This window comes from Kribbella sp. NPDC051620 (assembly GCF_044453825.1).
Classification (GTDB): domain Bacteria; phylum Actinomycetota; class Actinomycetes; order Propionibacteriales; family Kribbellaceae; genus Kribbella.
In genome coordinates this window covers 485,211-510,599 of the sequence record NZ_JBITDB010000004.1, presented here as the reverse complement: position 1 = coordinate 510,599, position 25,389 = coordinate 485,211, and the positions used below count along the sequence as shown (strand labels likewise).

Sequence of the window (25,389 nt, the reverse complement as noted above, 5' to 3'; positions counted from 1 at the left end):
GCGGTCAGCCCCCGATCGCGAGGTTGAAGTCGGTTTCGTAGAGCTTCGCCTTGGCCGTGTCCAGCGGCATGAACGCGAAGGTTTTCTCGAGCACCTCGGCGTCGGGGAAGATCAGCGGGCTGTCGACCAGCTCGGGATCGACCTTCTCCATCGCCTTGCGGGCGCCCTCGACCGGGCAGATGTAGTTCACCCAGGCCGCCAGCGTGGCCGCGACCTCCGGGTCGTAGTAGTAGTTCATCAGCGCCTCGGCGTTCGCCTTGTGGGTCGCCTTGTTGGGCACGAGCATGTTGTCCGACCAGAGCGCCAGACCTTCTTCGGGTACGACGAACTTCACGTCCGGGTTGTCCGCCTGGAGCGCCAGCACGTCACCCGACCAGGCCTGGCAGGCGACGATGTTGCCGGCGTTCAGGTCCTGCACGTAGTCGTTGCCGGTGAAGCGGCGGACCTGCCCGGAAGCGACGTACCCGCTGAGTTTGTCGAGTGCCTTGCTCCAGGCCGCGTCGTCGAACTTGTTCGGGTCGGCGCCGACCAGCCGGAGCATGAACGACATCGTGTCCGGCATCTCCGACAGCATGGTGACCTTGCCCTTGAGATCCCCGCGGGTGAGCAGGTCGGCGAAACTGCCGACCTCCTTCGTGTACTTCGCGTTGTAGGCGATGCCGGTGAGCCCCGACTGCCACGGCACGCTGAAGTCGCGGTTCGGGTCCCAGCGCGGAGCCTTCAACTGCTTGAGCAGATGGGCGTCGACGTTCGGGATCTTGGCGTGGTCGAGCTGCTGGATCCAGCCGAGGCCGACGGTGCGAGCGGCCATCCAGTCGGTCAGCACGAAGATGTCGCGACCACACGGCTGGCAGGCGCCGAGCTGGTCCCGCACCTTGGCGTAGAACTCGGAGTTGTCGTTGACGTCCGCGGTGTACGTGACCTTGACGCCCGACTTCTTCTCGAAGTCCGCCAGCGTCGGCAGCACCGTCTTGCCGTTGACCTTCTCGTCGGACTCGTCCATGTAGCTCGGCCAGTTGGAGAAGATCAGCGCCTTCTCGGTCGCCGACTTGTCCGTACTGACGCAACTGCCGGCGCTCTGCTTCGCGGCCGGGATACCGCAGCCGTTGAGCAGGCCGGCGGCGCCCAGCCCGAGCGCGGCCCCGCGGAGAAGGGTCCGGCGCCCGATCACAGGCTGGGGACGAGGACTCATCCGGACCTCCCTGTCTGGGTCTGTTAGCGGGCGATACTGTCAAACGGTTTCGGTCAAGACAAGGGATTCCGCAGTTGAATGCTCATTTGGCAACGGATTCCGGTACTGCGGGTTGCCTCCCCCCGGTGACGCTGACAGGATCTCCAGGTGACCGGACGCACGGGGAACCCCGAAAAGAACGCTGTACTGCTCGACGACACCGCCAAGGCGATCATCCGCGAACTCCAGGTCGACGGGCGCAGATCGTACGCCGCGATCGGCAAGGCGGTCGGACTGTCCGAGGCCGCGGTGCGGCAACGCGTCCAGCGGCTGACCGAGGCCGGCATCATGCAGGTGGTGGCCGTCACGGATCCACTGGAGATGGGGTTCGCCCGGCAGGCGATGATCGGGATCAAGGCCGAGGGAGCCCTCGAGCCGATCGCCGACGAGCTCGCCGCGATGGACGAGATCGAGTACGTCGTGATCACCGCCGGATCGTTCGACCTGCTGGCCGAGGTGCTCTGCGAGAGCGACGAGCAGTTGCTGCGGGTGCTGTCGGAACGGGTGCGGTCGATCAAGGGCGTCAAGGGGACCGAGACCTTCGTGTACCTGAAGCTGGTCAAGCAGACCTACTCGTGGGGTGTGCGCTGATCCTGTGGAGCTCGGCCGCGGCACCTGTGGTCGAGCGGCCAGGGCTGGCGGGCGACCGGGATGCCGACGTGGCGATCGTCGGGGCCGGGTACACCGGGTTGTGGACGGCCTACTACCTGGCTCGCGCTGATCCTTCGCTGCGGATTGTGGTGCTGGAGGCCGCGACCGTTGGGTTCGGCGCTTCGGGACGCAACGGTGGTTGGTGTTCCGCGTTGTTTCCGGTGTCGTCGCATCGGCTGGCCTCGCTGCCGGGGTCGAGTCGGGAGTCGGCGATCGCGATGCACCTGGCGATGCAGGGGTCGGTGAACGAGGTCGGCCGGGTGAGTGCGCTCGAAGGCATCGACTGCGATTACCACAAGGGCGGGACGATCGTGCTGGCTCGTTCCAAGGCTCAATTGGCTCGGGCTCGGGCTGAGGTGGCTTCGGCGGGTGAGTGGGGGCCGGGGGATCTGCGGTTCCTGGAGCCTGACGAGGTCGCGGCGTACGTGCGGGCGACAAAGGTGCTGGGGGCAACGTTTACGCCGCATTGCGCCGCGGTCCATCCGGGCAAGCTGGTGCGCGGGCTGGCAGCCGTGGTGGAGGGGCTCGGGGTCACTATTCATGAGCACACTCCGGTGCTTTCCATTTCGGGTGGGTGTGCGCGTACGGAGTACGGGGTGGTGCGGGCTGAGGTTGTCGTCCGGGCTACCGAGGGATTCACGCCGTCGCTGGCTGGTGAGGCACGGACGCTGGCGCCGGTCTACTCGTTGATGGTGGCGACGGAGCCGTTGAGCGCGGCGACGTGGGAGCGGATCGGGCTGGCGGATCGGCCGACCTTCAGCGATCACCGGCATCTGGTGATCTACGGGCAGCGGACGGCTGACGGGCGACTCGCGTTCGGCGGGCGCGGGGCGCCGTACCACTTCCGGTCGCGGATCAAGCCGTCCTTCGACGAGGAGCCTCGCGTGTTCGCCGCGCTTCAGGCGACGCTGCGGGATCTCTTCGACGGGCTGGATGATGTCGCCTTCACCCACGCGTGGGGCGGGGCGCTCGGCGTACCGCGAGATTGGACGGCTTCGGTCGGGATCGATCATCAGTCCGGTCTGGCGTGGGCCGGCGGCTATGTCGGCGACGGCGTCAGTACGACGAACTTGGCCGGCCGCACCCTCACCGACCTCATCCTCCGCCGCGACACTCCCCTGATCCACCTTCCCTGGGTGGACCACCGCTCGCCCCGCTGGGAGCCGGAACCCTTACGCTGGCTGGGAATCAACGCCGGCCTGCGCGCCGTGACGGTCGCCGACACCGAAGAGCGGCTGACCAGGCGGGACAGCCGCATCGCACGCTGGATGTCGCCGTTGCTCGGAGGGTGAGATGGCCGTCGACGTACTGACCGAGATCCGGATCGGCCGACCGCTCGCCGAGGTCGCCGGGTACGCCGGAGACCCGGGGAACGCACCGGAGTGGTACTCGAACATCGAGTCGGTCGACTGGCTCACCACTCCGCCCGTCGCCGTCGGATCGCGGATGAACTTCGTCGCGCACTTTCTTGGCCGGCGGCTCGCTTACACCTACGAGGTGGTCGAACTGGTACCACTGGAACGACTGGTGATGCGAACCGCCCAGGGACCGTTCCCGATGGAGACGAGCTACCAGTGGTCGGCCGAAGGTGAGCAGGCGACCCGGATGACCTTGCGAAACCGTGGTGAACCATCTGGCTTCGCCGGGGTCGCGGCGCCCTTGATGGCAGTCGCCATGCGGCGCGCGAATCAGAAGGACCTCAGCCGCCTCAAGAACCTGCTCGAATCGGCTGAGTGAGCCGAGCGCAGGTGAGCCGGTTTGCTTGCCGCGTCACCACCGTCTAGCGGAGGGCTCCGGCGGTCAGCTCGGGGAGGGCTGGGAAGTTGGCCAGGTTTGGGAGGGACGGCAGGTCGGCGAGGATCGGGCGCTCGACGCTGGCGCGGCCGGCCAGGAGGACCTGGAGCGGAGGGCCGTACAGGATCGTGGGGGTGTGCAGCCAGTCCCGGATGACGGGTACGGCGGCATGGTGGTGATTGGCGAGGTCTCGGAGGCTGAGCTCGTCGACGTCGACGGGGTTGCCGGTGAGTTCGACGATGTCGTTCATGAGGCCGCCGACTTGTTGCTCCCAGAGGAGGTTGTCGGCGGCTACCTCGTCGGAGCGGACCAGGAGCAGGGCGACGTCGCTGGTGAGGTCGCCTTCGCCGCGGGCGGCAGCGCCGTACAGGCTGGCGTGCAGGGGCGGGATGCGCCAGGAGTCGATGTTGGCCGCGAGCGTGTCGGTGAAGGTGGCGCGCAGGTTGGCCAGGAGCTCTACCGCTTGAGCCGCTAGATGGGAGCGGTTGAGGCGGTAGAGGAGTGAGGTGCCGGCCTCGTCGACGTGCACCAGGCCGGTCGAGGCGAGCCGCTGGAGGACCAGACGGACGCCTGCGACGCTGCCGGTACCTGCTTGGGCATGCACTTGGCGGCCGGAGAGCATGCGGTCGGAGCGGGCGAGTACCTGGAGCACGGGTCCGTCGAGCGAGGGGATGACGGTGCTGATCGGCGTACTGAAGTCCACCGCTACCGTGCCCACAATTCTGCGCACATGATCACTTTAGTGATCATAGTGACTGGCTGATCACTCTGTGTCAGTGGGGCAGTGGAGTGGCTAGTGGGGTAGGTCGGCGCGGGTGGGGTGGCGGTTGTGCGAGGGGCGGGCTACTACTGCGGAGGCGTAGGCGACGGCGAAGGTAAGGGCCTCGGGGAGGGGTTTGCCGGTGGCCAGCTCGGCCAGGAGGGCTGCGGCGAGGCTGTCGCCGGCGCCGGTGGTGTCCAACGGGACAGCGGGTGGGGCGGGGACGACGATGGTGTCGGCGCCGGGTTCTGCTGCGCCCGGTCTGCCGTTGGGACGCGTCGGGGTGGTGAGCAGGGCACCGTACGGGCCTCGTTTGAGGATGGTTGCGTGGCCGCTGTGTTTGGTGAGGGTAGTGGCGGCGTCGTGCGGGATGGGGAGGTTGGTGAGGGCCAGCGCCTCGGGCTCGTTGGGGAGGAAGAGGTCGACGAGCGGGAGCAGGTCGAGGATCTCCTGGCGGCCGGTGGTCTTCCAGTCGTCGGGGTCCCAGCCGGTGTCGAGGACGGTGGTGGCGCCGTTCGCGCGAGCCCGCTTGAGGAGTTCGTGTGTGGCGGGGCGGAGGGCGGGGAGGGAGAAGTGGCCGGTGAGCAGGACATAGTCGGCGGCAGTCGCGTCGTCCGGGAGGTCTGCCAGGGTCCAGTCGGCCAGTACTCCGTGCGCGGTGATGAACGCGCGCTCACGACCGGGGGCCTCGACGGCGATGGAGATTCCGGTCGCTCCGGGTTTGACGAGGATGTCTTCGTTGAGCTTGAGCTTCTCGAGTTCGTCGAGGACCCAGCGGCCGGCGTAGTCGTCGCCGACTGCGGCAAACAGGCGGTGCGGGGCGCCGAGGGCGGCGAGCGCGAGGCTCACGTTGCCGGCGGCACCGGCCGGCCGGACGTCGATACGGTCGATGATCGAGTCGCCGCCGGGGCGTGGGAGGGCGGTGACGGGGTCAGCCAGCACGTCGAGCTGGACGTTGCCGATGACGTGGATCGTGGGCAAAGGATCAACTCACCTTCGTATCGCTCTGACGATGCCGGAACCCATCAACCTTCAACCCCCGCCGCTGAGCCACCTCCCACCCCAACCGCTGCACCACCACCATCTCCAACACCGTCCGCGCCAGTTCGTTCCTTGCCTCAGGCAACCTGACCACCGCCAGCCCTTCCGCTTGGTCGACCTCACCCGTGGTGATCAGCACAACCTTCGTCCCGTAGCCCAACACGTCATACGCCAACTGCACCTCACGCCCATCTCCGATCAGCAGACAGGTCGTCTGCTCGTCGAGTATCTCCATCGGCCCATGCAAGTAGTTGCGCGTCTCATGCACCGCCGTATGCAGTCGCCCCGACTCACGCAACAACAGCCCGCCCTCCCCCGCAGTGGCCACGCTCACCCCACTAGCAACCACATCAACCAACCGCGCCTCGTCCAAATACGTGCTCGCCGCGCCTAGCGGCGCGGCGAGCACGGCGGAAACGAGAGCAGGCAGCGCAGTCCAATCGAAGCCCGGCCCGGCCAACCCGGCTTCGCCGCCGTCGGTCGCCGAGGCGAACACGTCCCCGCCGGACCCGCCTGCAACGCTGGTGGGCCCGCCGGAGGCGGTGGCGATCGGGGTATTGGCGGCCGCCGTGTCCTCGGCGGAGGTCTTGGTCCAGTGGTCGCCCAGTATGCCTAGGGCTTGGAGGGTGGCGGTGTAGCCGGTGGTGTAGACGGGGCTGTCTGGGCCGGAGTTCAGGAGGATTAGCTCGTCGGCTGTTGCTGCTAGTGGGCTGTCTGCGGAGTTGGTCAGGGCGATGGTTCTGGAGGGGGGCTGGTAGGCGAGGACTTCGGCGCTGCGGCCGGATTCGCTGATGAGGATGGTGACGGCTGCTTCGACCGGTGGGTCGGTGGCTGGGACGGCTACGGCTTGTAGGCCGGCGGAGCGCCACGCTGCGGCTGCTCCGCGGGCGGCGTACTCGCTGGCGCCTATGCCTACGAGGGCTATCAGGCCGCCTTCAAAAGAAGGGAGTTCGAGGGAGGCGAGGCTGGCGGCCAGGGCTGCGGGTTGGGCGGCTATGCCCTCGGCGAACTTCATCCCTTGACCGAACCGGCGGTCAGGCCGCTGACGATGTAGCGCTGGAAGAGCAGGGCGAGGAGGACGGGGGGAAGGGCGGCCAGGACGCCGCCGGCGGCTACCAGGCCGAAGTCCGAGGAGAATTTGCCGGTGAATTCGGCGATCGCGACCGGGATGGTCTTGGCGTTGGTGGTCGAGGTGAAGATCAGGGAGTACAGGAACTCATCCCAGGCCAGCAGGAAGCCGAACATGGCGGTAGCGACGATGCCGGGACGAGCCAGCGGCAGGACGACGCGGAGCAGGGCGCCCAGGCGCGAGCAACCGTCGACGCGGGCGGCGTCTTCCAGTTCGATCGGGAGGCTCAGGTAGAAGTTGCTCATCGTCCACAGGCAGAACGGGGTGACGATCGAGCAGTACGTGACGATCAGCCCGAGCTTGGTGTCGAGCAACTGCAGATTCGCCATCGCCAGGTACAGGGGAATCACCAGCGCGATCGGCGGCAGCATGTAGATCGCGAGGAACGCGAACAACGTCGTACGCCGGAACCGGAACCGCAGCCGGGCGAACGCGTACCCGCCGAGCGAGCCGACCACCAGCGAGATCACCGTCGTGCAGGACGCGACGATCAGGCTGTTCAGCATCGCGACCCGGAACGTGCCGGCCACGTTGTCGCCACCCGACGACGAGGTGAAGATGTCGCGGTAGCGCTCGAGCGTCGGGTGATCCGGCCAGAGCGCGCCGGCGGTCAACTCGTTCGACGGCGAGATGCTGGAGATCGCCAGCCAGGCGAACGGCGCGAGTACGACCACCGCGAGGACCGCGCAGAAGACGTAGAGCACGGGAGACGGACGGTTGCGCATCAGACACCTGCCAACTGGTTCTGCCGGAGAATGCGCAGGTAGAACATCGCCAGCGCGCCGACGGCGATCACGATCAGGTACGCGAGCGCGGCGCCGTACCCGAAGAGCTGGTTCGAGAACGCCTGCAGGTAGGTGTAGAAGGCAACGGTCTGGGTGCCCGAAGCGGGGCCGCCGCCGGTCATCACGTAGATGATGTCGAACACCTTGAAGGCTTCGATCGTGCGCAGGACTAGGACCACCGCGATGCTCGGCTTGAGCAGCGGGACGACGACCGACCAGAAGGTGCGCAGCTTGCTCGCGCCGTCCACCACGGCCGCTTCGTGCAGCTCGGCCGGGATCGTCTGCAGGCCGGCGAGCAGGAAGAAGGCGACGATCGAGGTGTTCTTCCAGACGTCGGCGACGATCACCATGTTGAGCGCCAGGAACGGCGAGCCGAGCCATTGGGTGTCGGTGCCGAGGATCTGGTTAAGTACGCCGTACTGGCCGTTGTAGATCCAGCGCCACAACGCGCCGTTGACGATCGTCGGCAGCGCCCATGGCAGGACGACGAGACTGCGCCAGAGCCAGCGGAAGCGCAGCGGCGCGTTGAGCAGCAGCGCGACGCCGAGGCCGAGTACGAGTTCGATCGCGGTCGAGACGAGCGTGAAGTACGCCGTGTGGCCGAGCACCGGATAGAACGACGGGTCGCTGAAAACCTTCGTGTAGTTGCTCAGCCCCGCGAACGGATAACTCCCCGGCATCGCACTGTCGACCTTGTACAACGAGATCAACAGTGTGCGGATGACCGGGTAAAGCACGACGCCGAAGACGACCAGCGCGGCGGGGAGGAGCAAGAACAGCGCGAACTTGCCCTCTCCCTTGACTGTTACTTGTCTTGTTCGGCTCACGACTGCAGGAGGCTGTTCGCCTTGTTGGCGGCGTCGTCCAGGGCCTTTTGGGCGGGTTTGCGGCCGAGTAGGGCGTTCTGGAGTTCTGCCTGGAGGGCCTGGGAGAAGGCGTTGTAGTTGCGGGCCTGGGGGCGGAGGATCAGGTCGTCGAGTTGCTTCTTGGCCTGGGGGACGACGGCGGGGTTCGTCTTGACGACGGCGGGGTCGTCGTACGAGGTCTTCCAGACCGGCAGCGAGTCGAGCGCGTACTTGTCCTGCTCCGGCTGGCTGGTCAGGAAGCTGATGTACTTGAAGGCCGCCGCCTGGTTCTTGCTGCCGGTGGTGACGCAGAGCGCCATCCCACCGTTGACACCCGGCCGCCCGGCCGAGCCCTTGGGCGTCTGGAGCACCTTGACCTTGCCCGCGACCTTGCTCTGCTTGGCGTCGTTGGCCGCGCCGTACATGTAGGTCCAGTTCAGTACCGCGCTCGCCTGCCCGGCCTGGAACACCCGCTGTACGTCGGCCTCCAGCGACTGCGTCGACGCCGGGTTGGTCAGCCCGTCGACGATCGTCTGCCGCATGAACTCCAACGCCTGGACCCCTCCGCCAGTGTTGAACGCGGCCTTGCCCGAGTCGTCGAGGAACTTGCCGCCCATCGCGCCGAGCAGCTGGGCGTAGTCGCAGACCAGCGCCTCGGCCTGCTGCCACGACCAGATCAGCGGGTACTTCGCAGCGCCGGCCGCCTTGATCTTGCGGGCAGCCGCCAGCACGCCGTCCCAGGTGTCGAGGCCGGCCGCGTCGACCTTGGCGGCCTGCAGGTGCGCCTCGTTGTAGAAGAAGTACTTGGTGTCCATGATCCACGGCACCCCGTACAGCTTCTCGTCGTACTCCGCGGTCGCGACCGCGCCGGCCAGCATGTCCGACTTCCAGCCGAGCGGCCACTGCCGGGTCACGTCGGTGATCATCTTCTTGCCGCCGAACTCGGCCGGCCAGATCACGTCGATCAGCACCACGTCGTACGTACCGGCCGGACCGGCCGCGACGATCTTGTCGTGCAGCGCCTCGTACGCGACGAAGTCGGGCTTGACGGTGATGTCCGGGTTCGCACTGGTGAAGGCGGCCGTCATCTTGGTGATGTCGTCCTCGGAGTAGCCCGCCTGTTTCATGAACAGCGCGCGGACCTCGCCCTTGCCGCTGCCCTGGTCGCCCGTCGAGGCGCCCTTGCCACCGCCACACGCCGCCAGGAACGCTGCCAGCCCGAGTCCGCCCGCCGCCTGCAGGGCGGTCCGCCGGGAGAGGTTGTCTGCCATGACTCACTCCGATTCCGAGTTTGTTAGGCAGCCTGCCTAACTTATGGGAAGTATCATCAGGCTCCGAGGCGGTAGTCAAGGCTTAACCGGAGGTGACGCATGAACCGTGTTGTGAGCGGCACTCCCAGCGCGAGCGTCGTGCTGACCCAGCTGCTGACCCGGTCTGGACCACAGACCCGGTCGGAGCTCGCGGTGGCGTGTGCCCTTTCCCGTCCAACCGTGTTTGCCGCGGTCGAACGCCTCGAGTCGCTCGGTCTGGCGGAACCGGTGGCGCAACGGAGTGGTCTACCCGGACGGACGGCCACGCTGTACGGCGTACCGGCTGGTGCTGGGTGTGTGGCCGGGATCGACATCGGCGGGACGAACCTTCGGGCAGCCGTCTGTGACCTCAGCGGTGCTCCTCTAGCGGAGCTCAAGCGGCCGACGCGGGCGAAGGGCGCGGCGAGCGTCGTACGACAGGCTGTCGAGTTGCTGGCCGAGGCGCGGGCGGCGGCTGATCGGGTGGAGGTGCCGCTGCTGGCTGCTGGGGTGTCGATTCCTGGAGTCGTGAACCGGCACGATCCGATGGTCCGGTACGCCTGGAACGTCGGCGAGGACAAGCCGTACGACTTCTACTCGCAGTTGTCGGCCGCGATCGACGGGCCGGTACTGCTGGAGAACAACGTGAACCTCGCCGCGATCGGCGAGCACCGGCACGGAGCCGGCACCGAGGCATCGATGTTCGCCGTGATCGCGATCGGGACCGGCGTCGGCGCGGGCATCATGCACAACGGCGCCCTCCTGCGCGGCGCCCATGGCGCGGCCGGCGAGGTCGCCTTCCTGCCAACCGGCCACGCCCACCGCAGCGGTACCCCGAGCAGCGCCGACGAAGCCGGCGGCAAAGCGCTCCTGCGCGAAGCCCAAGCGCTGGACCCGGCCCTGAAAGACGTGGCCGACCTCTTTCAGCGAGCCCAGCAAGGCGATCCCCAGGCCCTGTCCCTGGTCGAAGACGAATGCCGCCGGATCAGCGAGATCGTCGCCGCCATCTGCGCCGTCGTCGACCCCGAAACAGTCATCCTCAGCGGCGGCATCGGCGACAACGACTTCCTCGCCGCCCGTGTAGCCGAACTCGCAGCCGCCCTCCCCATCCCACCCACCATCGTCCGCTCCTCCCTGGGCGACCGAGCCAGCCTGGTAGGCGCCATCACCACCGCCACCACCCACGCAACCACCGAACTACTCTCCCGAGTAGAAACCCCGGACTCGGTCACCGGGTAACTGCGGGCGATTTGTGATAGTCACTGGTTATGACTGTCAGGCGGGGTGACCTTGGGGTGTTGGCGGGGCAGTTGTTGTTTGGTGTTCAGGGGGAGTTGTTCGGCCGGCTGGCTGAGCTTGGGTTTGATGATCTGCATCCGAGGCATGGGGCGGTGCTGGCTTATCTGGAGCCGGAGGGGGTTCGGGCTACTGAGTTGGCTCGGCGGTCGGGGCAGCACAAGCAGGTGATCGGGACGGTGATTGATGAGCTGGAAGGGCTGGGGTATGTGGAGCGGCGGCCTGATCCGGTTGATCGGCGGGCCAAGTTGATCTGCCCGACTGAGCGTGGGGTCGCGGAGCTGGCGGCGGCCGACAAGATCCTGGCGGCCATCCAGGAGCGGCATGCGCGGCGGCTGGGGCGGGAGAAGTTCGCGGAGTTCAAGGCGGTCTTCCAGGACATCGTGGAGCACCAGAAGAGCAAGGGTTAGAGGCGTCCGCTCAGATCGTCGGGGTCATCCGGAGTTCGGCGGTGAAGGCGTAGCGGTCGCCGCGGTAGACGGCCGAGGTGTACTCGAAGACGCGCTCACGGCGGTCGAAGCTGACGCCGTGCAGAGCCAGGCATGGTTGGGTGGTGGGGATGTCGAGCCACGCGGCCGTCTTGGCGTCGGGCATCACGGGTTCGAGTTTCGACGTACCGGAGGCGAGCTCAATGCCGTACCGATTGGTCAGCAGCTCGTAGAGCGACCCGCTCAGGTCGTCGGCCTCGAGGCCCGGTACGTAGCTGCCGGGCAGCGTGGTGCGTTCGACCACCATCGGCATCTCGTCGGCGAGCCGGAGCCGGGTGAAGGTGAGCACCGGATCGCCGACCGGGATCCGCAGCCGGCGGGCGGCCGCGCGCTCGGCCTTCGCCCGGCCGAACTCCAGCGTCTGGCTCCCCGGCCGCATCCCGCGCCGCCGGATGTCCTCGGAGAACCCCATCATGCCCAGCCACCTGGCCACCTTCGGCCGGGCCGTGTACGTCCCGCTCCCATGCCGACGGACGAGCAACTCCTCGATCACCAGCTCGTCGACAGCCCGCCGCAACGTCATCCGCGCAACCTTCCACCGAGCCGCCAACTCCCGCTCCGGCGGCAAGGCGGCCCCTTCCGGCAAGGCGTCGATCAGACTCAACAGCAGCGCTCTGATCTCGGCGGCCTTACCGGGCAGGGAACTGTGCATTCCCCTGCCTAACACCCCCACGGGGTCCCCCGAAACCTTTTCCAACAGCGTGCAACTGGCCGATCGGCCCCGAGTGCGCATGCGGCCGTCAAGAAGCCCCCAACCGCAGGTTCTCAACCAAACTGCTGCTAGCAATCGTCGGCGACGCCTATCTACACGATCAGGTCGCCCTGAGCCGGATCTGACCAGCTATTGCTGGAACCGCCGCGACTATCACCAAGGTTGGCACTCAGAGCAGCAACAGGGAGGCTCTAGCCCGTCCTCGCGAAAGGCTGGAGCACGTTGGTTAGGAGAGCTGAACACGGCCAGCGTCCCTGTGTGGGCGGCCGTCGGAGCCGACCGCCGCTAACAGCGTTCAGTGACCGCACAGCATCCTCTCTATCTCTTCTGCCTTTGAATGTCGCTCTTTGTTCTTCTTCTCCTTCGTTGTCCTTTGTCACGCCCTGACTTCCAGCCGGCGGAGCCCTCCTCTCTCCCTCCTCTCGAAAAACAAGCACGCGTGCTTGATTCTTTCGGGGTTGGGTGGGAGGGTCGGGGGATCGGGTCTAGGGCGGGAGTCGCGCGTGCAGCTGGATGAGGTGCTGGCCGATCTGAGTGCCGAGAGTGTCGAGCTGGATCTGCTCGTCGGTGGGCTTGCGACCGATGGGTGGCGTACGCCGACGCCGGCCGAGGGATGGACGGTCGCGCATCAGATCGCTCATCTGGCGTGGACGGATGAGGCTGCCCGGTTGGCGGCGGTCGAGCCGGAGGCGTTCCAGGTCGAGCTGCGGAAGGCTGTGGAAAACCCCGCCGGGTTTGTGGATGACGGCGCCGCCGAAGGGGCTGCGTTGCCGGCGGGAGAGTTGCTGACGTACTGGCGGCAGACGCGTGGCGAGTTGCAGGAAGCGCTGAAGGCGGTGCCGGCCGGGCAGAAGGTGGCGTGGTTCGGGCCGCCGATGAGTCCCACCTCGATGGCGACGGCCCGGTTGATGGAGACCTGGGCGCACGGGCAGGACGTTGCCGATGCGCTCGGGGTGACCCGGCGGCCGTCCGGTCGGCTGCGGCACGTTGCGCACCTCGCGGTACGGACGCGGGATTTTGCCTATCTGCTGAATGATCGGCAGCCGCCGCCGGCGCCGTTCCACGTGGAACTTTCCGGGCCCGAGGGTGAGCTGTGGACCTGGGGGCCGGATGACGCTGAGCAGCGGGTAACGGGCAAGGCGCTGGACTTCTGTTTGCTGGCGACGCAGCGACGGCATCGCGACGACCTCGACGTACAGGCGGTGGGAGCCGCTGCGGACGAGTGGCTGGGAATCATCCAGGCGTTCGCCGGGGTGCCGGGCAAGGGCCGGGAGCGAGGGCAGTTCGGATGACTGAGCCGATCCGGATCGGGAACTCGTCGGGGTTCTACGGCGATCGGTTCAAGGCGTTCAAGGAGATGCTGACCGGCGGTCCGCTGGACGTGCTGACCGGCGACTACCTGGCCGAGCTGACGATGCTGATCCTCGGCCGCGACCGGTCGAAGGATCCCTCGATGGGGTACGCGAAGACGTTCCCGGCGCAGCTCGAGGGCGCGCTCGGAGAGGTGCTCGACCGCGGCGTGAAGGTGGTCAGCAATGCCGGCGGCCTCAACCCCGCCGGGCTCGCCGAGAAGATCCACGAGATCGCGGACAAGCTCGGACTGCACCCGAAGATCGCGTACGTCGAAGGCGACGACCTCATCTCACGCGCGGCGGAACTCGGCTTGGGCGACCCCCTCACCGCCAACGCGTACCTCGGCGCCTGGGGCATCGCCGAAGCACTCAAGGCCGGAGCCGACATCGTCGTCACCGGCCGCGTCACCGACGCCTCCGTCATCGTCGGACCTGCCGCCGCGCATCACGGCTGGCGGCGCGACCAGTACGACGAACTGGCCGGAGCCGTCGTCGCCGGGCACGTGATCGAGTGCGGCTGCCAGGCGACCGGCGGCAACTACTCCTTCTTCCAAGAGGTCCGCGACCTCAGCCGACCCGGCTTCCCGATCGCGGAGATCCACGCCGACGGCAGCAGCGTGATCACCAAGCACGACGGCACCGGCGGCGCGGTCACGATCGACACGGTCAAGGCGCAACTGCTCTACGAGATCACCGGCGCCCGGTACGCCGGTCCGGACGTGACCGCGCGAATGGACTCGATCGAGCTGTCCGAGGACGGCCCGGACCGGATCCGGATCACCGGCGTCGAGGGCGAGCCGCCGCCCCCGACGTACAAGGTGTCATTGAACAGCCATGGCGGCTTCCGCAACGAGGTGACCTTCGTGCTCACCGGGCTGGACCTGGAGGCGAAGGCCGAGCTGATTCAGCGGCAACTCGAGCGGGACCTGGTCAAGCGGCCGACCGAGATGAAGTGGTCCGTGCTGTGGAGCGAGCAGCCGAACGCGGACACCGAGGAGCAGGCGAGCGTGCTGCTCAAGTGCACCATCAAGGACCCCGATCCGCTGGTCGCCGGTCGCGTGTTCAGCAGCGCCGCGGTCGAATTGGCGCTGTCGAGCTACCCCGGCTTCCACGTGACGGCTCCTCCCGGCAGTGAACAGGCGTACGGGCTTTTCAGTGCCGGGTACGTCGATCCGCACGAACTGCAGCACATCGTCGTACTCCCCGACGGCCGGCGCGAGACGATCGAGCCGTCCGAGGAAACCCAGGTGCTGGCCGAGGCGGAAGGTGGCGCGCTCCCCATGCCGCTGCCACAACTCGTCGCGGCTGGGCGGCCAGCGAGATCTCTCACCCGGGAGGTGCCGCTGGGCCGCATCGCCGGAGCGCGGAGTGGCGACAAGGGTGGCGACGCGAACGTCGGGGTGTGGGTGCGGAGCGAGACGGCCTGGCGGTGGTTCGCGCACACGTTGACGGTCGAGAAGTTCCAGGAGTTGTTGCCGGAGACGCAGGGCCTGAACGTGATCAGGTACGTCTTCCCGAATCTCTGGGCGCTGAACTTCGTCGTCGAAGGGCTGCTCGGTGACGGAGTCGCGTCGCAGGCGCGCTTCGATCCGCAGGCCAAGGCGGTCGGCGAATGGCTGCGGTCGCGGTACATCGACGTACCGGAGGTCTTGCTGTGAATGCCGAACGGACAGCACTGCGGGACAGCGTGCGGCGCTTCATGAGCGCGGAGGTACTGCCCAATCTGGAGCAGTGGGAGCGGGACGGCGAGTTGCCCCGGGAGCTGCACAAGAAGGCTGGTCAGCTCGGGTTGCTCGGAGTCGGATTCCCGGAGGCTGTGGGTGGTGGCGGTGGATCGCTCGGCGACGCGATCGCGGTGGTCGAGGAGATGCACTACGCGGGCGGCTCCGGCGGGCTGGTCGCATCGCTGCTGACCTGCGGAATCGCCCTGCCGCACATTGTTGCTGCTGGCAATGAACGGCAGATCGCGCGCTGGGTCGGGCCGACGCTCGAAGGTGAGCTGATCGGCGCATTGGCGATTACCGAGCCTGACGGCGGCTCGGACGTCGCCGGGCTGCGGACGACGGCTCGTCGCGAGGGCGATCACTTCGTCGTCAACGGGGCCAAGACGTACATCACCTCCGGCAGCCGTGCGGACTTCGTGACGACGGCGGTCCGGACCGGCGGACCGGGCGCGCACGGCATCAGTCTGCTGGTGATCGAGCGCGGTACGCCGGGGTTCGCGGTGTCGCGGAAGCTGGCGAAGATGGGTTGGCTCTGCTCGGATACGGCGGAGTTGTCGTTCACCGAGGTCCGGGTGCCGGTGGCGAACCTGGTCGGCGAGGCGGGGACCGGGTTCGTCCAGTTGGCGGTGAACTTCGTCGCCGAGCGGCTGACGCTGGCGGTGCAGGCGTACGCCGGGGCGCAGCGGGCGCTGGATCTCAGCGTTGAGTGGTGCAGGACCCGGGAGACGTTCGGCCGGCCGCTGATCTCGCGGCAGAGCGTGCAGCACACCTTGACGGAGATGGCCCGGCGGATCGATGTCGCCCGGACCTACGTGCACTCTGTCGCCGAGCGGGCCGAGCGCGGCGAGGACGTGATCGCCGAGACCTGCTTCGCCAAGAACACCGCCGTCGAGGCCGGCCAGTGGGTCTGCGACCAGGCGCTGCAGTTGCACGGCGGGTTCGGGTACATGCGCGAGGCCGAGATCGAACGGCAGTACCGGGACCAGAAGATTCTCGCCATCGGCGGCGGTACGACCGAGATCCTGACCGGCCTGGCGGCCAAGAGACTGGGGTTCACCGGATGAGCAATCGCGAGGCGATGCTGGACAAGCTGGCCGAACTGGAGACCGAGCACGCCAAGGCGCTGGCCGGTGGCGGCCCGAAGTACGTGGAACGGCATCACCAGCGCGGCAAGCTGCTCGCGCGGGAGCGCATCGAGTTGCTGCTCGATCCGGACACCGCGTTTCTCGAACTGTCGCCGCTCGCCGGCTGGGGCAGCGACTTCACGGTCGGCGCGAGCCTGATCACCGGTATCGGTGTAGTGGAAGGGGTCGAGTGCCTGATCACGGCGAACGACCCGACGGTGAAGGGCGGCGCGAGCAACCCGTGGACGCTGCGGAAAGCGCTGCGGTCGGACGAGATCGCGCGGGCTAACCGGCTGCCGGTGATCAGCCTGGTCGAGTCGGGCGGCGCGGATCTGCCGACGCAGAAGGAGATCTTCATCCCGGGCGGCGCGATGTTCCGCAACCTGACCCGGTTGTCGGCCGAGGGGATCCCGACTATTGCGCTGGTGTTCGGCAACTCGACCGCGGGCGGCGCGTACATCCCGGGCATGAGCGACTACGTGGTGATGGTCGATGGTGGGGCGAAGGTCTTCCTGGCCGGGCCGCCGCTGGTGAAGATGGCGACCGGTGAGGATGCGGACGACGAGTCGCTCGGTGGCGCGGCGATGCATGCGCGGACCTCGGGGCTGGCCGATTACTTCGCAGTCGACGAGCCGGACGCGATCCGGCTCGGGCGGCAGATCGTGTCGCGGCTGAACTGGAAGAAGCTCGGACCGGCGCCGGCGGCCTCGTACGACGAGCCCTTGTATGACGAGGACGAGCTGCTGGGGATCGTACCGGGGGATCTGAAGATTCCGTTCGATCCGCGAGACGTGATCGCGCGAGTGGTGGACGGGTCGGTGTTCGACGAGTTCAAGCCGCTGTACGGGTCGTCGCTGGCGACTGGGTGGGCGTCGGTGCACGGGTATCCGGTCGGGATCCTGGCGAACGCGCGGGGCGTGCTGTTCAGCGAGGAGTCGCAGAAGGCGGCGCAGTTCATCCAGCTCGCGAACCGGGCCGATACGCCACTGATCTTTCTGCACAACACGACCGGGTACATGGTCGGGCAGGAGTACGAGCAGGGCGGGATCATCAAGCACGGCGCGCAGATGATCAACGCGGTCTCCAACTCGAAGGTGCCGCACATCTCGATCCTGATGGGGGCGTCGTACGGCGCCGGGCACTACGGGATGTGCGGGCGGGCCTTCGATCCACGGTTCCTCTTCGCGTGGCCGTCGGCGAAGTCGGCGGTGATGGGGCCGCAGCAGCTCGCCGGGGTGCTGTCGATCGTGGCGCGGGCGGCCGCGGCGGCGAAGGGGCAGCCGTACGACGAGGACGGTGATGCCGCGATGCGGGCGTATGTGGAAGGCCAGATCGAGGCCGAGTCGCTGCCGATGTTCCTGTCCGGACGGCTCTACGACGACGGCGTGATCGATCCGCGCGACACCCGGACCGTGCTCGGCATCTGCCTGTCCGCGATCCACTCCGGCCCGGTTGAGGGCACCCGCTTCGACGGCGCCAACTTCGGCGTCTTCCGGATGTGATGGCGATGATTAAGTCGGTACTGGTGGCCAATCGCGGGGAGATCGCGCGGCGGGTGTTTCGGACTGCGCGTTCCTTGGGGATGGAGTGCGTGGCGGTGCATTCTTCCGCCGATGCTGACGCGCCGTACGTCGGCGAGGCGGATGCTGCTGTTCATTTGCCTGGTACCGCGCCTGGGGACACGTATTTGCGTGGGGAGTTGGTGATCGAGGCGGCGTTGAAGGCGGGCGCCGATGCGGTGCATCCGGGGTATGGGTTTCTGTCGGAGAACGCTGAGTTCGCGGCGGCGGTGATCGAGGCGGGGCTGACCTGGATCGGGCCGCCGGTCGAGGCGATCTCGTCGATGGGGTCGAAGATCGAGGCGAAGAAGCTGATGGCGGCCGCCGGGGTGCCGGTGCTTGCTGAGCTGACGCCGGCTTCGGTGAGCGCTGACGATCTGCCGGTGCTGGTGAAGGCGTCGGCGGGTGGTGGTGGGCGCGGGATGCGGGTGGTCCGGCGGCTGGAGGATCTGGCGGCTGAGATTGATGCCGCGTCGGCTGAGGCGTTGTCGGCGTTTGGGGACGGGACGGTTTTCTGCGAGCGGTATCTGGCCGGCGGGCGGCATATCGAAGTACAGGTGCTGGCTGATCAGCATGGGACCGTTTGGGCCGTCGGGGAGCGGGAGTGCTCGATCCAGCGGCGGCATCAGAAGGTGGTGGAGGAGGCTCCTTCGCCTTTGGTGGAACGTATTTCGGGGATGCGAGAGCGGTTGTTCGACGCGGCGCGGAAGGCGGCCGAGGCGATCGGGTATGTGGGGGCGGGGACCGTCGAGTTCCTGGCTGATGAGTCCGGTGGCTTTTACTTCCTGGAGATGAACACCCGTCTACAGGTGGAGCACCCGGTCACTGAGTCGACCACTGGGTTGGATCTCGTTGCCTTGCAGTTCGCGGTTGCCGCCGGTGAGGTGCTCCCGGCTGAGCAGCCTGCTGCTGTTGGGCATTCGATCGAGGTCCGCTTGTACGCAGAGGACCCCGCCAACGACTGGCAACCCCAAACAGGCACCCTCCACCGCTTCGCGGTGGAGGGTGCCGGGGAGGGAAGGCGAGGCGGCGGGGTGGCGGAGTTTGGGCCCGGTGGGCCTCGGGCCGGGGCGCCTTGGGTTCGGGTTGACTCGGGGGTGGTGAGTGGGTCGGTGATTTCGCCGTACTACGACGCGATGCTTGCCAAGGTGATCGTTTGGGGGGCGACGCGCGAGCAAGCCGCTGCGCGGCTTGCCGCGGCTTTGCAGCGGGCTGAGATTCATGGGGTGCGGACCAATCGGGATCTGCTGGTTTGGATTCTCAGGCATCGGGCGTTTCTTGCTGGCGATACGGATACTGCGTTCTTTGAGACGCATGGGATTGGCGAGCCGGCGGATGAGGGCGGCGAGCGGGTGGCGGCGGTCGCGGCGGCGTTGGCTGATGCGGCTGCGCGGAGGGCGAGCGCGAAGGTGCAGCGTGGGTTGCCTGGTGGGTGGCGGAATTTGGCTTCTCAGCCGCAGCGGAAGAGCTATCTGGTGGGCGATCGGCAGTACGACATCGACTATCGGGCGACTCGGGACGGCGTCGCCGTCGATGGGGTTGAGGTTGTCGAGGCCCAGGGCGAGCGGGTGGTGCTGGAGGTTGCTGGGGTGCGGCGGGCGTACGACGTTGCCGCGTATCCGGGGCTGGTGTGTGTTGGGTCGGTGGCGCTCACACCGGTGGAGAGGTTTGTGGATCCGGCGGAGCAGTTGGTGGCTGGGTCGTTGGTGGCGCCTATGCCGGGGACTGTGGTGCGGGTTGGGGTTGAGGTTGGGGAGAAGGTGACGGCGGGGCAGGGGCTGCTGTGGCTGGAGGCGATGAAGATGGAGCACACCATTTCGGCGCCGGCTGATGGGGTTTTGGTGGAGCTGGGCGTTGTAGCGGGGCAGCAGGTCGAGGTGGGGACGGTACTGGCCGTCGTACAAGTTGAGGAGAGCGCATGAGCTTCGTCGAGTCCGAGGAACGTCGCGCGCTGAGAGCGGCGGTGAGCGAGCTGGGGAAGAAGTACGGCTATGCGTACTTCAACGAGCGAGCGCGCTCCGGCGGGCAGACGACGGAGCTCTGGCAGGAGGCCGGCAAGCTCGGCTATCTGGGCGTGAACCTGCCCGAGCAGTACGGCGGCGGTGGCGGCGGTATGGCCGATCTGTCGATCGTCTTGGAGGAGCTCGGCGCGGCCGGCTGTCCGTTGCTGATGATGGTCGTGTCGCCGGCGATCTGCGGCACGGTCATCACCCGGTTCGGCACCGAGGGGCAGAAGGAGCGCTGGCTGCCGTCATTGGCCGACGGGTCCACCACGATGGCTTTTGCGATCACCGAGCCCGATGCTGGTTCCAACTCACATGAGATCACCACGACGGCACGGCGTACCGGCGATGGCTGGTCGTTGTCCGGGCGGAAGGTCTACATCTCCGGCCTCGACGTGGCGAAGGCCGTGCTCGTCGTCGGGCGGACCGAGGACGCCAGGACGGGCAAGCTCAAGCCCGCGCTCTTCATCGTTCCCACGGATGCCGCGGGCGTTGAGTTCCGGCAGATCGAGATGGACCTGATCAGCCCGGACAAGCAGTTCTCGCTCTTCCTCGACGATGTCCAGCTGCCCGCCGAGGCGCTCGTCGGCTCCGAGGACGCCGGCCTGATGCAGCTGTTCGCCGGGCTCAACCCGGAACGGATCATGGCGTCGGCGTTCGCGATCGGGATCGGCCGGCACGCGCTCGGCAAGGCCGTCGCGTACGTCAAGGAACGGCAGGTGTGGAAGACCCCGATCGGCGCCCACCAGGGCATCGCGCATCCACTCGCGCAGAACAAGATCGAGCTCGAACTCGCCCGGCTGATGATGCAGAAGGCCGCCGCCCTGTACGACGCCGGCGACGATCTCGGCGCCGGCGAGGCGGCCAACATGGCGAAGTACGCGGCCGGTGAAGCGACCGTCCGGGCCACCGACCAGGCGGTGCAGTCGCTCGGCGGCAACGGGATGACGGTCGAGTACGGCGTCGCGTCGCTGGTCGCGGCCGCGCGGGCTACCCGGATCGCGCCGGTCAGCCGCGAGATGATCCTCAATTTCGTGGCCCAGCACAGCTTGGGCCTACCGAAGTCCTACTGATGTCCGTCATCGTTCCTCCAACCCGAACGTCGCGTAGAGAGGACCCCGCCCGTGGTCATCCAGAGTGAGTACCCGCCCGTCGACGTCCTCGACGTACCGCTTCACGACGCGGTGCTCGGCCGCGCGCAGGAGTACGGCGACCGGATCGCGCTGGTCGACGGAGTCACCGGGCGGGAGATCAGCTACGCCCAGCTCGACCAGATGACCAGGCGGATCGCTGCCGGGTTCGCCGAACTGGGCATCGTGCACGGCGACACCATCGCGCTGCACAGCCCGAACACGATCCTCTATCCGGCGGTGTTCTACGGCGCGACCCGCGCGGGCGCCACGGTGACGACGGTCAACGCGCTCTACACGGCGAGCGAGCTGCACAAGCAACTGGTCGACTCCAAAGCGAAGTTGCTGGTGACTATTTCGCTCTTCCTGCCGGTCGCGACGGAGGCGGTGGAAGGTACGGACGTCCAGGAGATCCTGGTCTGCGACCAGGCCGAGGGGTATCGGTCGGTGCAGGAGTTGCTGGCCTCGACCGCGCCGGAGCCGGCGGTCGAGATCGACCCGCTGAACGACGTCGCCGTACTGCCGTACTCCAGCGGCACGACGGGCGTCGCCAAGGGCGTGATGCTGACGCACAGCAACATCGCGACCAACCTCACCCAGGCCGAGCCTCTGTTCACCCTGGACGAGGACGAACGGATCATCGCGATCCTGCCGTTCTTCCACATCTACGGCCAAGCCGTGCTGATGAACCTGCCGCTGCGGCTCGGCGCGACCGTCGTGGTGCTGCCCAAGTTCGAGCTGCAGCAGTTCCTGACCGTGCTCGCCGAGCAGAAGATCACCCGGGCCTTCGTCGCACCGCCGATCGTGCTGGCACTGGCGAAGCACCCGGCGGTCGACGAGGTGGACCTGTCCGCGCTGAAGTACGTGACGTCCGCGGCCGCGCCGCTCGACGCCGACCTGGCCGAGGCGTGCGCCAAGCGGCTCGGCTTGCATGCGGTGATGCAGTGCTACGGGATGACGGAGTTGTCGCCGGGGACCCACTCGGTACCGCAGGACGACCTCGACCCGCCGCGGGGTTCGGTGGGCAAGCTGTTCCCGTCCACCGAGATGCGGCTGATCGGTGCCGATGGCAACGATTCGGACGAGGGCGAGATCTGGATCCGTGGGCCGCAGGTGATGAAGGGCTACCTCGGCCGGCCCGCGGAGACGGACGCCACCGTCGATCCGGACGGCTGGCTGCACACCGGTGACATCGGCCGGGTGGACGAGCGCGGGTACCTGTACGTCGTCGACCGGCTCAAGGAGCTGATCAAGTACCACGGGTACCAGGTGCCGCCGGCCGAGTTGGAGGCGGTGCTGCTGACCGACACCCGGATCGCGGATGCGGCCGTGATCGGCGTACAGGCGGATGGCAATGAGGTGCCGAAGGCGTTCGTGGTCGCGATGCCGGGGGTGGAGCTGACCGAGGCGGACGTGATCGAGTACGTCGCGGAGCGGGTGGCGCCGTACAAGAAGGTCCGGCAGGTGGAGTTCATCGATGCCGTCCCGAAGGCCGCTTCGGGCAAGATCCTGCGGCGCGAGCTGCGAGCCCGGGAGGCCGCGCGTGAGTGAAACCCTGCCGGGCCGCATGAGTGAGGTACTGCGGGAGCCGCAGCAGGACCGGAGTCGGGCGACCCGGCAGAAGCTCCTGGAGGCGGCGCTCGAGTCACTGTCACAGGTGGGCTATGCGGCGACCACTGTCGCGGTAGTGGCGGCTCGGGCCGGTGTTTCGCGTGGGGCGGCGCAGCATCACTTCCCTACTCGGGCAGACCTGTTTGCTGCGGCGGTGGAGTACATGACCGAGGTGCGACTGGCAGAGATCCGCGAGCAGGCGGTCGGGCTGCCTAGCGGCGAGGGGCGGACCGAGGCAATCGTCGGGATGCTTGCGGACGTCTACACCGGACCACTGTTCAAAGCGGCGCTGCATCTGTGGGTAGCGGCCTCTACCGAGGAGCCGCTGCGGCAGCAGATCGTCCGGCTGGAGGCGCACGTCGGACGGCAGGCACATCGGGCCCTTTTGGAGGTACTGGAGGTTGAGGAGCGCACGCCCGGAGTGCGAGAGACCATCCAGGGTGTGCTCGACCTGGCTCGCGGGCTGGGGTTGGCCGATCTGCTGACTGATGACGCGGCGCGACGTCGGGGGATTGTGCGGCAGTGGTCGCTGATCCTCGACCAGGTGCTAGCGGCTGCGCGCTAGGCCGGTTCGCTGGGATCTTGCGGCTATCCGCTGGTCCACCTTGGCAGCAAGGGCGTCTGGGTCGCACTCGGCCAGGTGATCGCGCACTAGTAGGTGGATGAAGGCGTACTCCCCTCGGCCGGTCTTGGCGAGGACGTAGCGCTCGGCGGCGTACCGGAGGAACGCACCGCGCCGCCACGGGAGGTAGCCGCTCCACCGGAGCAGGAAGCCGTGCAGGCCTCGGGAGAGAGCGCCGGAAAAGAACGGGGCCCGGCGGCGCCAGGCCTTGGAGGCGACTGTGCCGGCGACTATGCCCAGTACCGCCTCGGGGCCGGTGGTCCACCACAGGCTTGCGCCGAGTGCCGCCGCGATGAGCACGCCTGCCAGTGCGCCACCAACGGTCCACTTGCCCATCCGCCAGCGAACCCCGGGGCCGTCCTGGTGTTCCGACTTGCTGTGTGGATAGACCAGGTGATCCATCGGCAGCGTCTTCACGAAACGGATGCCCTGGGCAACGACCAGGCCGATCGCGCAGCCGGCGACGAAGTCGGCCTGGTCGTCGACGGTGGCGAAGACGATCAAGCTCGCCACGGTCACGCCCACCAGGCGGATGCTGAGCAGCACTCGGCGGCGGTTGTTGGCAGAGAGGATGTACTCGAGGCCGTAGGACGCCCAGACGATCACCCCTTGGAACGCCAGGCCGAGCCAAGGCGGCAAGCGCTCGGCGAGGGCAGTGACGACCAGGACCGAGATGAGGCCGGCGACCGTGCCGATGCAGATCATGACTGCCAGCAGGAGGTGGCGCGGTTGGTCGCGGCCCTGCTGGAGGATCCACCAGGTCTGCGGTCGGACATGGACCAGCACCAGGGCGACAGCGCAGACGGCCAGGCCGGCCGATACGCCGTACAGGGCGGTGGCTCCTACTGCGGCTCCAGCGGCCAGGCCGGCGAAGAGGCCTGGTAGGCAGATCATGTGGGCCAGGTAGCCGACGGCTGGCAACACCAGGCCGTACCAGCCGCTGGGCGTCAGCCGACGCGGTACTTCGATCCGGTCACCGGCCTGAGTGCGAGTCCACCAGGCGAGGCACCAGAGGGAACGGACGGCGGCACGGGACTCAAAAGGCGCACTGCTGGGCCGGTAGCGAGCGAGGACCTCGGAGATGAACGTGTCGAACAGTTCTCGTCGATGGTCGGCCAGTACTCCGCTAGCGATGTCGCGGGCGTCTCTCCCTCGGTAGGCGAGGGCCATGACGTTCAGCATCAGCGGGGAGTTGACCAGGTCCCAGAGGTCGTCGTCCCGCTCCATCGCGGCCAGCGCACCGGCCAGCTCGTCGCCACCAGAGGCGAAGTAGTCGAGTACCTGCTCGCGGCTGAGCGGGCGGATGCGGACAGCGCCATACAGCTTGAGCTTGTGGTGAAGCGCCTCGTACTCCTGGATGCGACAGGTGACGGCCACCTGGCCGATCAGGTAGCGCTGGCCCAGCTCGGCCAGTACCGGGGCGAGCTTCTCCTGGTGGGCCAGGGCTACTTCGTCCAGGCCGTCCAGTAGCAGGGCGAGGCGGCCCTTGGTGAGCCAGACCCGGCCTACAGCGGCAGGGATCTGGTACCGGGTGTTGAGCTCGGTGAGGAGCCAGCGGATGAAGCCTGCCAGGAGAGGGCTGTCGCCGGGGTCGTCCTCTTGTTCCTTTGCGGTGCTTGCGGTCCAGCTGGCGAGGTCTACCAGGACAGGGATCGGGTTGTTCGGGTTGGTGTGGGCTTCGGCGGCGAGGGTGCGGGCCAGCTCCAGCAGCAGGGTGGTCTTGCCGGCGCCGGGGGCTCCGAGGATGAGCATGGAGTCCTGGAGGTCGTCGAAGGCCGCTGCGATGTTGGCGTCCTCGCGGATCTCGGTGACGCTGCTGTTGAGCGGCTGGACGAGCAGGTCGTACGGGCGGATCACCGCCTCCGGGCTGACGTCGAGCGCCAAGGCCAGGCGGGCCCGCGAGGCGAGCGAGCCGGCGAAGCGGTCGGCGAGGTAGCGGTCGACGCGGGCGAGCGCGTTCGGGCGGTTGCGCGGCTGGTCGGCGCTTCTGGCCGAGTGGCCGACGGTGCGCCGGCTCCGGTACTGCGCCAGTCCGGTGCCGATCGCGACCAGCCAGAGCACCCCGATGGCGGGCCAGGTCCAGCCGACGTACGGCTCGAGGAACTCAGGGGCGGTCCCACCGGTGCCGACGTTGATCGCGATCGGCAGCAACACCAGCGTCAGCGAGATCGTCACCACCAGCACGACGACCCTGACCAGCCCGTGCATCCTCACCCACGGAGAGTACCCACGGCACCGGCCCA

The 25,389-nt window shown here is 67.6% G+C and carries 22 protein-coding genes; 13 read left to right on the top strand and 9 right to left on the bottom strand.

The features are described 5' to 3' along the window. Positions 1-4: 4 nt before the first annotated feature. Entirely contained in the window at positions 5-1,192 is a 1,188-nt protein-coding gene (locus ACIA12_RS21475) for a spermidine/putrescine ABC transporter substrate-binding protein (RefSeq protein WP_396368788.1), read from the bottom strand. A 147-nt stretch (positions 1,193-1,339) separates the two neighbouring features. On the opposite strand from ACIA12_RS21475, the gene ACIA12_RS21470 reads away from it, so the two are divergent. Genes ACIA12_RS21470 through ACIA12_RS21460 form a run of 3 tightly spaced genes read left to right on the top strand, consistent with a single transcriptional unit; the run spans position 1,340 to position 3,619 of the window. Further along, positions 1,340-1,822 (top strand): Lrp/AsnC family transcriptional regulator, encoded by a 483-nt coding sequence (locus ACIA12_RS21470; RefSeq protein WP_328331787.1) that lies wholly within the window; start codon positions 1,340-1,342, stop codon positions 1,820-1,822. After that, the gene (locus ACIA12_RS21465; RefSeq protein WP_396368787.1) at positions 1,807-3,174 is read left to right on the top strand and encodes an NAD(P)/FAD-dependent oxidoreductase; all 1,368 of its coding nucleotides are present in this window, start codon (positions 1,807-1,809) and stop codon (positions 3,172-3,174) included. The genes ACIA12_RS21470 and ACIA12_RS21465 overlap by 16 nt, the downstream gene beginning before the upstream one ends. Position 3,175: 1 nt before the next feature. Then, positions 3,176-3,619 (top strand): SRPBCC family protein, encoded by a 444-nt coding sequence (locus ACIA12_RS21460; RefSeq protein WP_396368786.1) that lies wholly within the window; start codon positions 3,176-3,178, stop codon positions 3,617-3,619. A 43-nt stretch (positions 3,620-3,662) separates the two neighbouring features. On the opposite strand, the gene ACIA12_RS21455 is transcribed toward ACIA12_RS21460, so the two are convergent. The 6 genes from ACIA12_RS21455 to ACIA12_RS21430 all read right to left on the bottom strand — a co-directional run bounded on the left by ACIA12_RS21455 (position 3,663) and on the right by ACIA12_RS21430 (position 9,507). Next, positions 3,663-4,406: a hypothetical protein gene (locus ACIA12_RS21455; protein WP_396368785.1), complete on the bottom strand. Its 744-nt coding sequence runs from the start codon at positions 4,404-4,406 to the stop codon at positions 3,663-3,665. 63 nt (positions 4,407-4,469) lie between these two features. Further along, on the bottom strand, positions 4,470-5,417 hold the full coding sequence (locus ACIA12_RS21450; protein WP_396368784.1) for a carbohydrate kinase family protein: 948 nt from the start codon (positions 5,415-5,417) through the stop codon (positions 4,470-4,472). 4 nt (positions 5,418-5,421) lie between these two features. Further along, positions 5,422-6,492 carry an SIS domain-containing protein gene (locus ACIA12_RS21445; RefSeq protein WP_396368783.1) on the bottom strand — a complete coding sequence of 357 codons (1,071 nt, stop codon included), beginning with the start codon at positions 6,490-6,492 and terminating at the stop codon, positions 5,422-5,424. Further along, complete coding sequence (locus ACIA12_RS21440; protein WP_396368782.1) at positions 6,489-7,331, bottom strand: carbohydrate ABC transporter permease; 843 nt, start codon at positions 7,329-7,331, stop codon at positions 6,489-6,491. The genes ACIA12_RS21445 and ACIA12_RS21440 overlap by 4 nt, the downstream gene beginning before the upstream one ends. Then, on the bottom strand, positions 7,331-8,218 hold the full coding sequence (locus ACIA12_RS21435; protein ID WP_396368781.1) for a carbohydrate ABC transporter permease: 888 nt from the start codon (positions 8,216-8,218) through the stop codon (positions 7,331-7,333). Before ACIA12_RS21435 ends, ACIA12_RS21440 begins: the two co-directional genes overlap by 1 nt. Next, positions 8,215-9,507 carry an extracellular solute-binding protein gene (locus tag ACIA12_RS21430; protein WP_396368780.1) on the bottom strand — a complete coding sequence of 431 codons (1,293 nt, stop codon included), beginning with the start codon at positions 9,505-9,507 and terminating at the stop codon, positions 8,215-8,217. The genes ACIA12_RS21435 and ACIA12_RS21430 overlap by 4 nt, the downstream gene beginning before the upstream one ends. A gap of 99 nt (positions 9,508-9,606) precedes the next feature. Here ACIA12_RS21430 and ACIA12_RS21425 point away from each other — a divergent pair, with 99 nt between their 5' ends. Together ACIA12_RS21425 and ACIA12_RS21420 are read left to right on the top strand one after the other, a co-directional pair. Then, a complete protein-coding gene (locus ACIA12_RS21425) occupies positions 9,607-10,764 on the top strand; it encodes an ROK family protein (RefSeq protein WP_396368779.1) in 1,158 nt (385 codons plus the stop codon). Positions 10,765-10,793: 29 nt separating this feature from the next. Next, positions 10,794-11,231, top strand: coding sequence for a MarR family winged helix-turn-helix transcriptional regulator (locus ACIA12_RS21420; protein ID WP_396368778.1), 438 nt, complete (start codon positions 10,794-10,796; stop codon positions 11,229-11,231). A 10-nt stretch (positions 11,232-11,241) separates the two neighbouring features. On the opposite strand, the gene ACIA12_RS21415 is transcribed toward ACIA12_RS21420, so the two are convergent. After that, entirely contained in the window at positions 11,242-11,961 is a 720-nt protein-coding gene (locus ACIA12_RS21415; protein WP_396368777.1) for a GntR family transcriptional regulator, read from the bottom strand. A 563-nt stretch (positions 11,962-12,524) separates the two neighbouring features. Between ACIA12_RS21415 and ACIA12_RS21410 the strand changes: the two genes are divergently transcribed. Genes ACIA12_RS21410 through ACIA12_RS21375 form a run of 8 tightly spaced genes read left to right on the top strand, consistent with a single transcriptional unit; the run spans position 12,525 to position 23,089 of the window. Then, a complete protein-coding gene (locus tag ACIA12_RS21410; protein WP_396368776.1) occupies positions 12,525-13,313 on the top strand; it encodes a TIGR03084 family metal-binding protein in 789 nt (262 codons plus the stop codon). Continuing rightward, positions 13,310-15,031: an acyclic terpene utilization AtuA family protein gene (locus tag ACIA12_RS21405; protein WP_396368775.1), complete on the top strand. Its 1,722-nt coding sequence runs from the start codon at positions 13,310-13,312 to the stop codon at positions 15,029-15,031. The genes ACIA12_RS21410 and ACIA12_RS21405 overlap by 4 nt, the downstream gene beginning before the upstream one ends. Then, complete coding sequence (locus tag ACIA12_RS21400; RefSeq protein ID WP_396368774.1) at positions 15,028-16,161, top strand: acyl-CoA dehydrogenase family protein; 1,134 nt, start codon at positions 15,028-15,030, stop codon at positions 16,159-16,161. The genes ACIA12_RS21405 and ACIA12_RS21400 overlap by 4 nt, the downstream gene beginning before the upstream one ends. Beyond that, positions 16,158-17,723, top strand: coding sequence for an acyl-CoA carboxylase subunit beta (locus ACIA12_RS21395; RefSeq protein WP_396368773.1), 1,566 nt, complete (start codon positions 16,158-16,160; stop codon positions 17,721-17,723). Before ACIA12_RS21400 ends, ACIA12_RS21395 begins: the two co-directional genes overlap by 4 nt. A gap of 5 nt (positions 17,724-17,728) precedes the next feature. Then, positions 17,729-19,702 carry an acetyl/propionyl/methylcrotonyl-CoA carboxylase subunit alpha gene (locus tag ACIA12_RS21390; protein ID WP_396368772.1) on the top strand — a complete coding sequence of 658 codons (1,974 nt, stop codon included), beginning with the start codon at positions 17,729-17,731 and terminating at the stop codon, positions 19,700-19,702. Continuing rightward, positions 19,699-20,856, top strand: a complete 1,158-nt coding sequence (locus tag ACIA12_RS21385; protein ID WP_396368771.1) for an acyl-CoA dehydrogenase family protein — start codon at positions 19,699-19,701, stop codon at positions 20,854-20,856. Before ACIA12_RS21390 ends, ACIA12_RS21385 begins: the two co-directional genes overlap by 4 nt. A gap of 51 nt (positions 20,857-20,907) precedes the next feature. After that, positions 20,908-22,464: an AMP-binding protein gene (locus tag ACIA12_RS21380; protein WP_396368770.1), complete on the top strand. Its 1,557-nt coding sequence runs from the start codon at positions 20,908-20,910 to the stop codon at positions 22,462-22,464. Further along, entirely contained in the window at positions 22,457-23,089 is a 633-nt protein-coding gene (locus ACIA12_RS21375) for a TetR family transcriptional regulator (protein ID WP_396368769.1), read from the top strand. The genes ACIA12_RS21380 and ACIA12_RS21375 overlap by 8 nt, the downstream gene beginning before the upstream one ends. Here ACIA12_RS21375 and ACIA12_RS21370 read toward each other — a convergent pair. Then, positions 23,072-25,354, bottom strand: a complete 2,283-nt coding sequence (locus ACIA12_RS21370) for an NACHT domain-containing protein (protein ID WP_396369383.1) — start codon at positions 25,352-25,354, stop codon at positions 23,072-23,074. The two genes, ACIA12_RS21375 and ACIA12_RS21370, sit on opposite strands and share 18 nt — an antisense overlap. Positions 25,355-25,389: the final 35 nt, after the last annotated feature.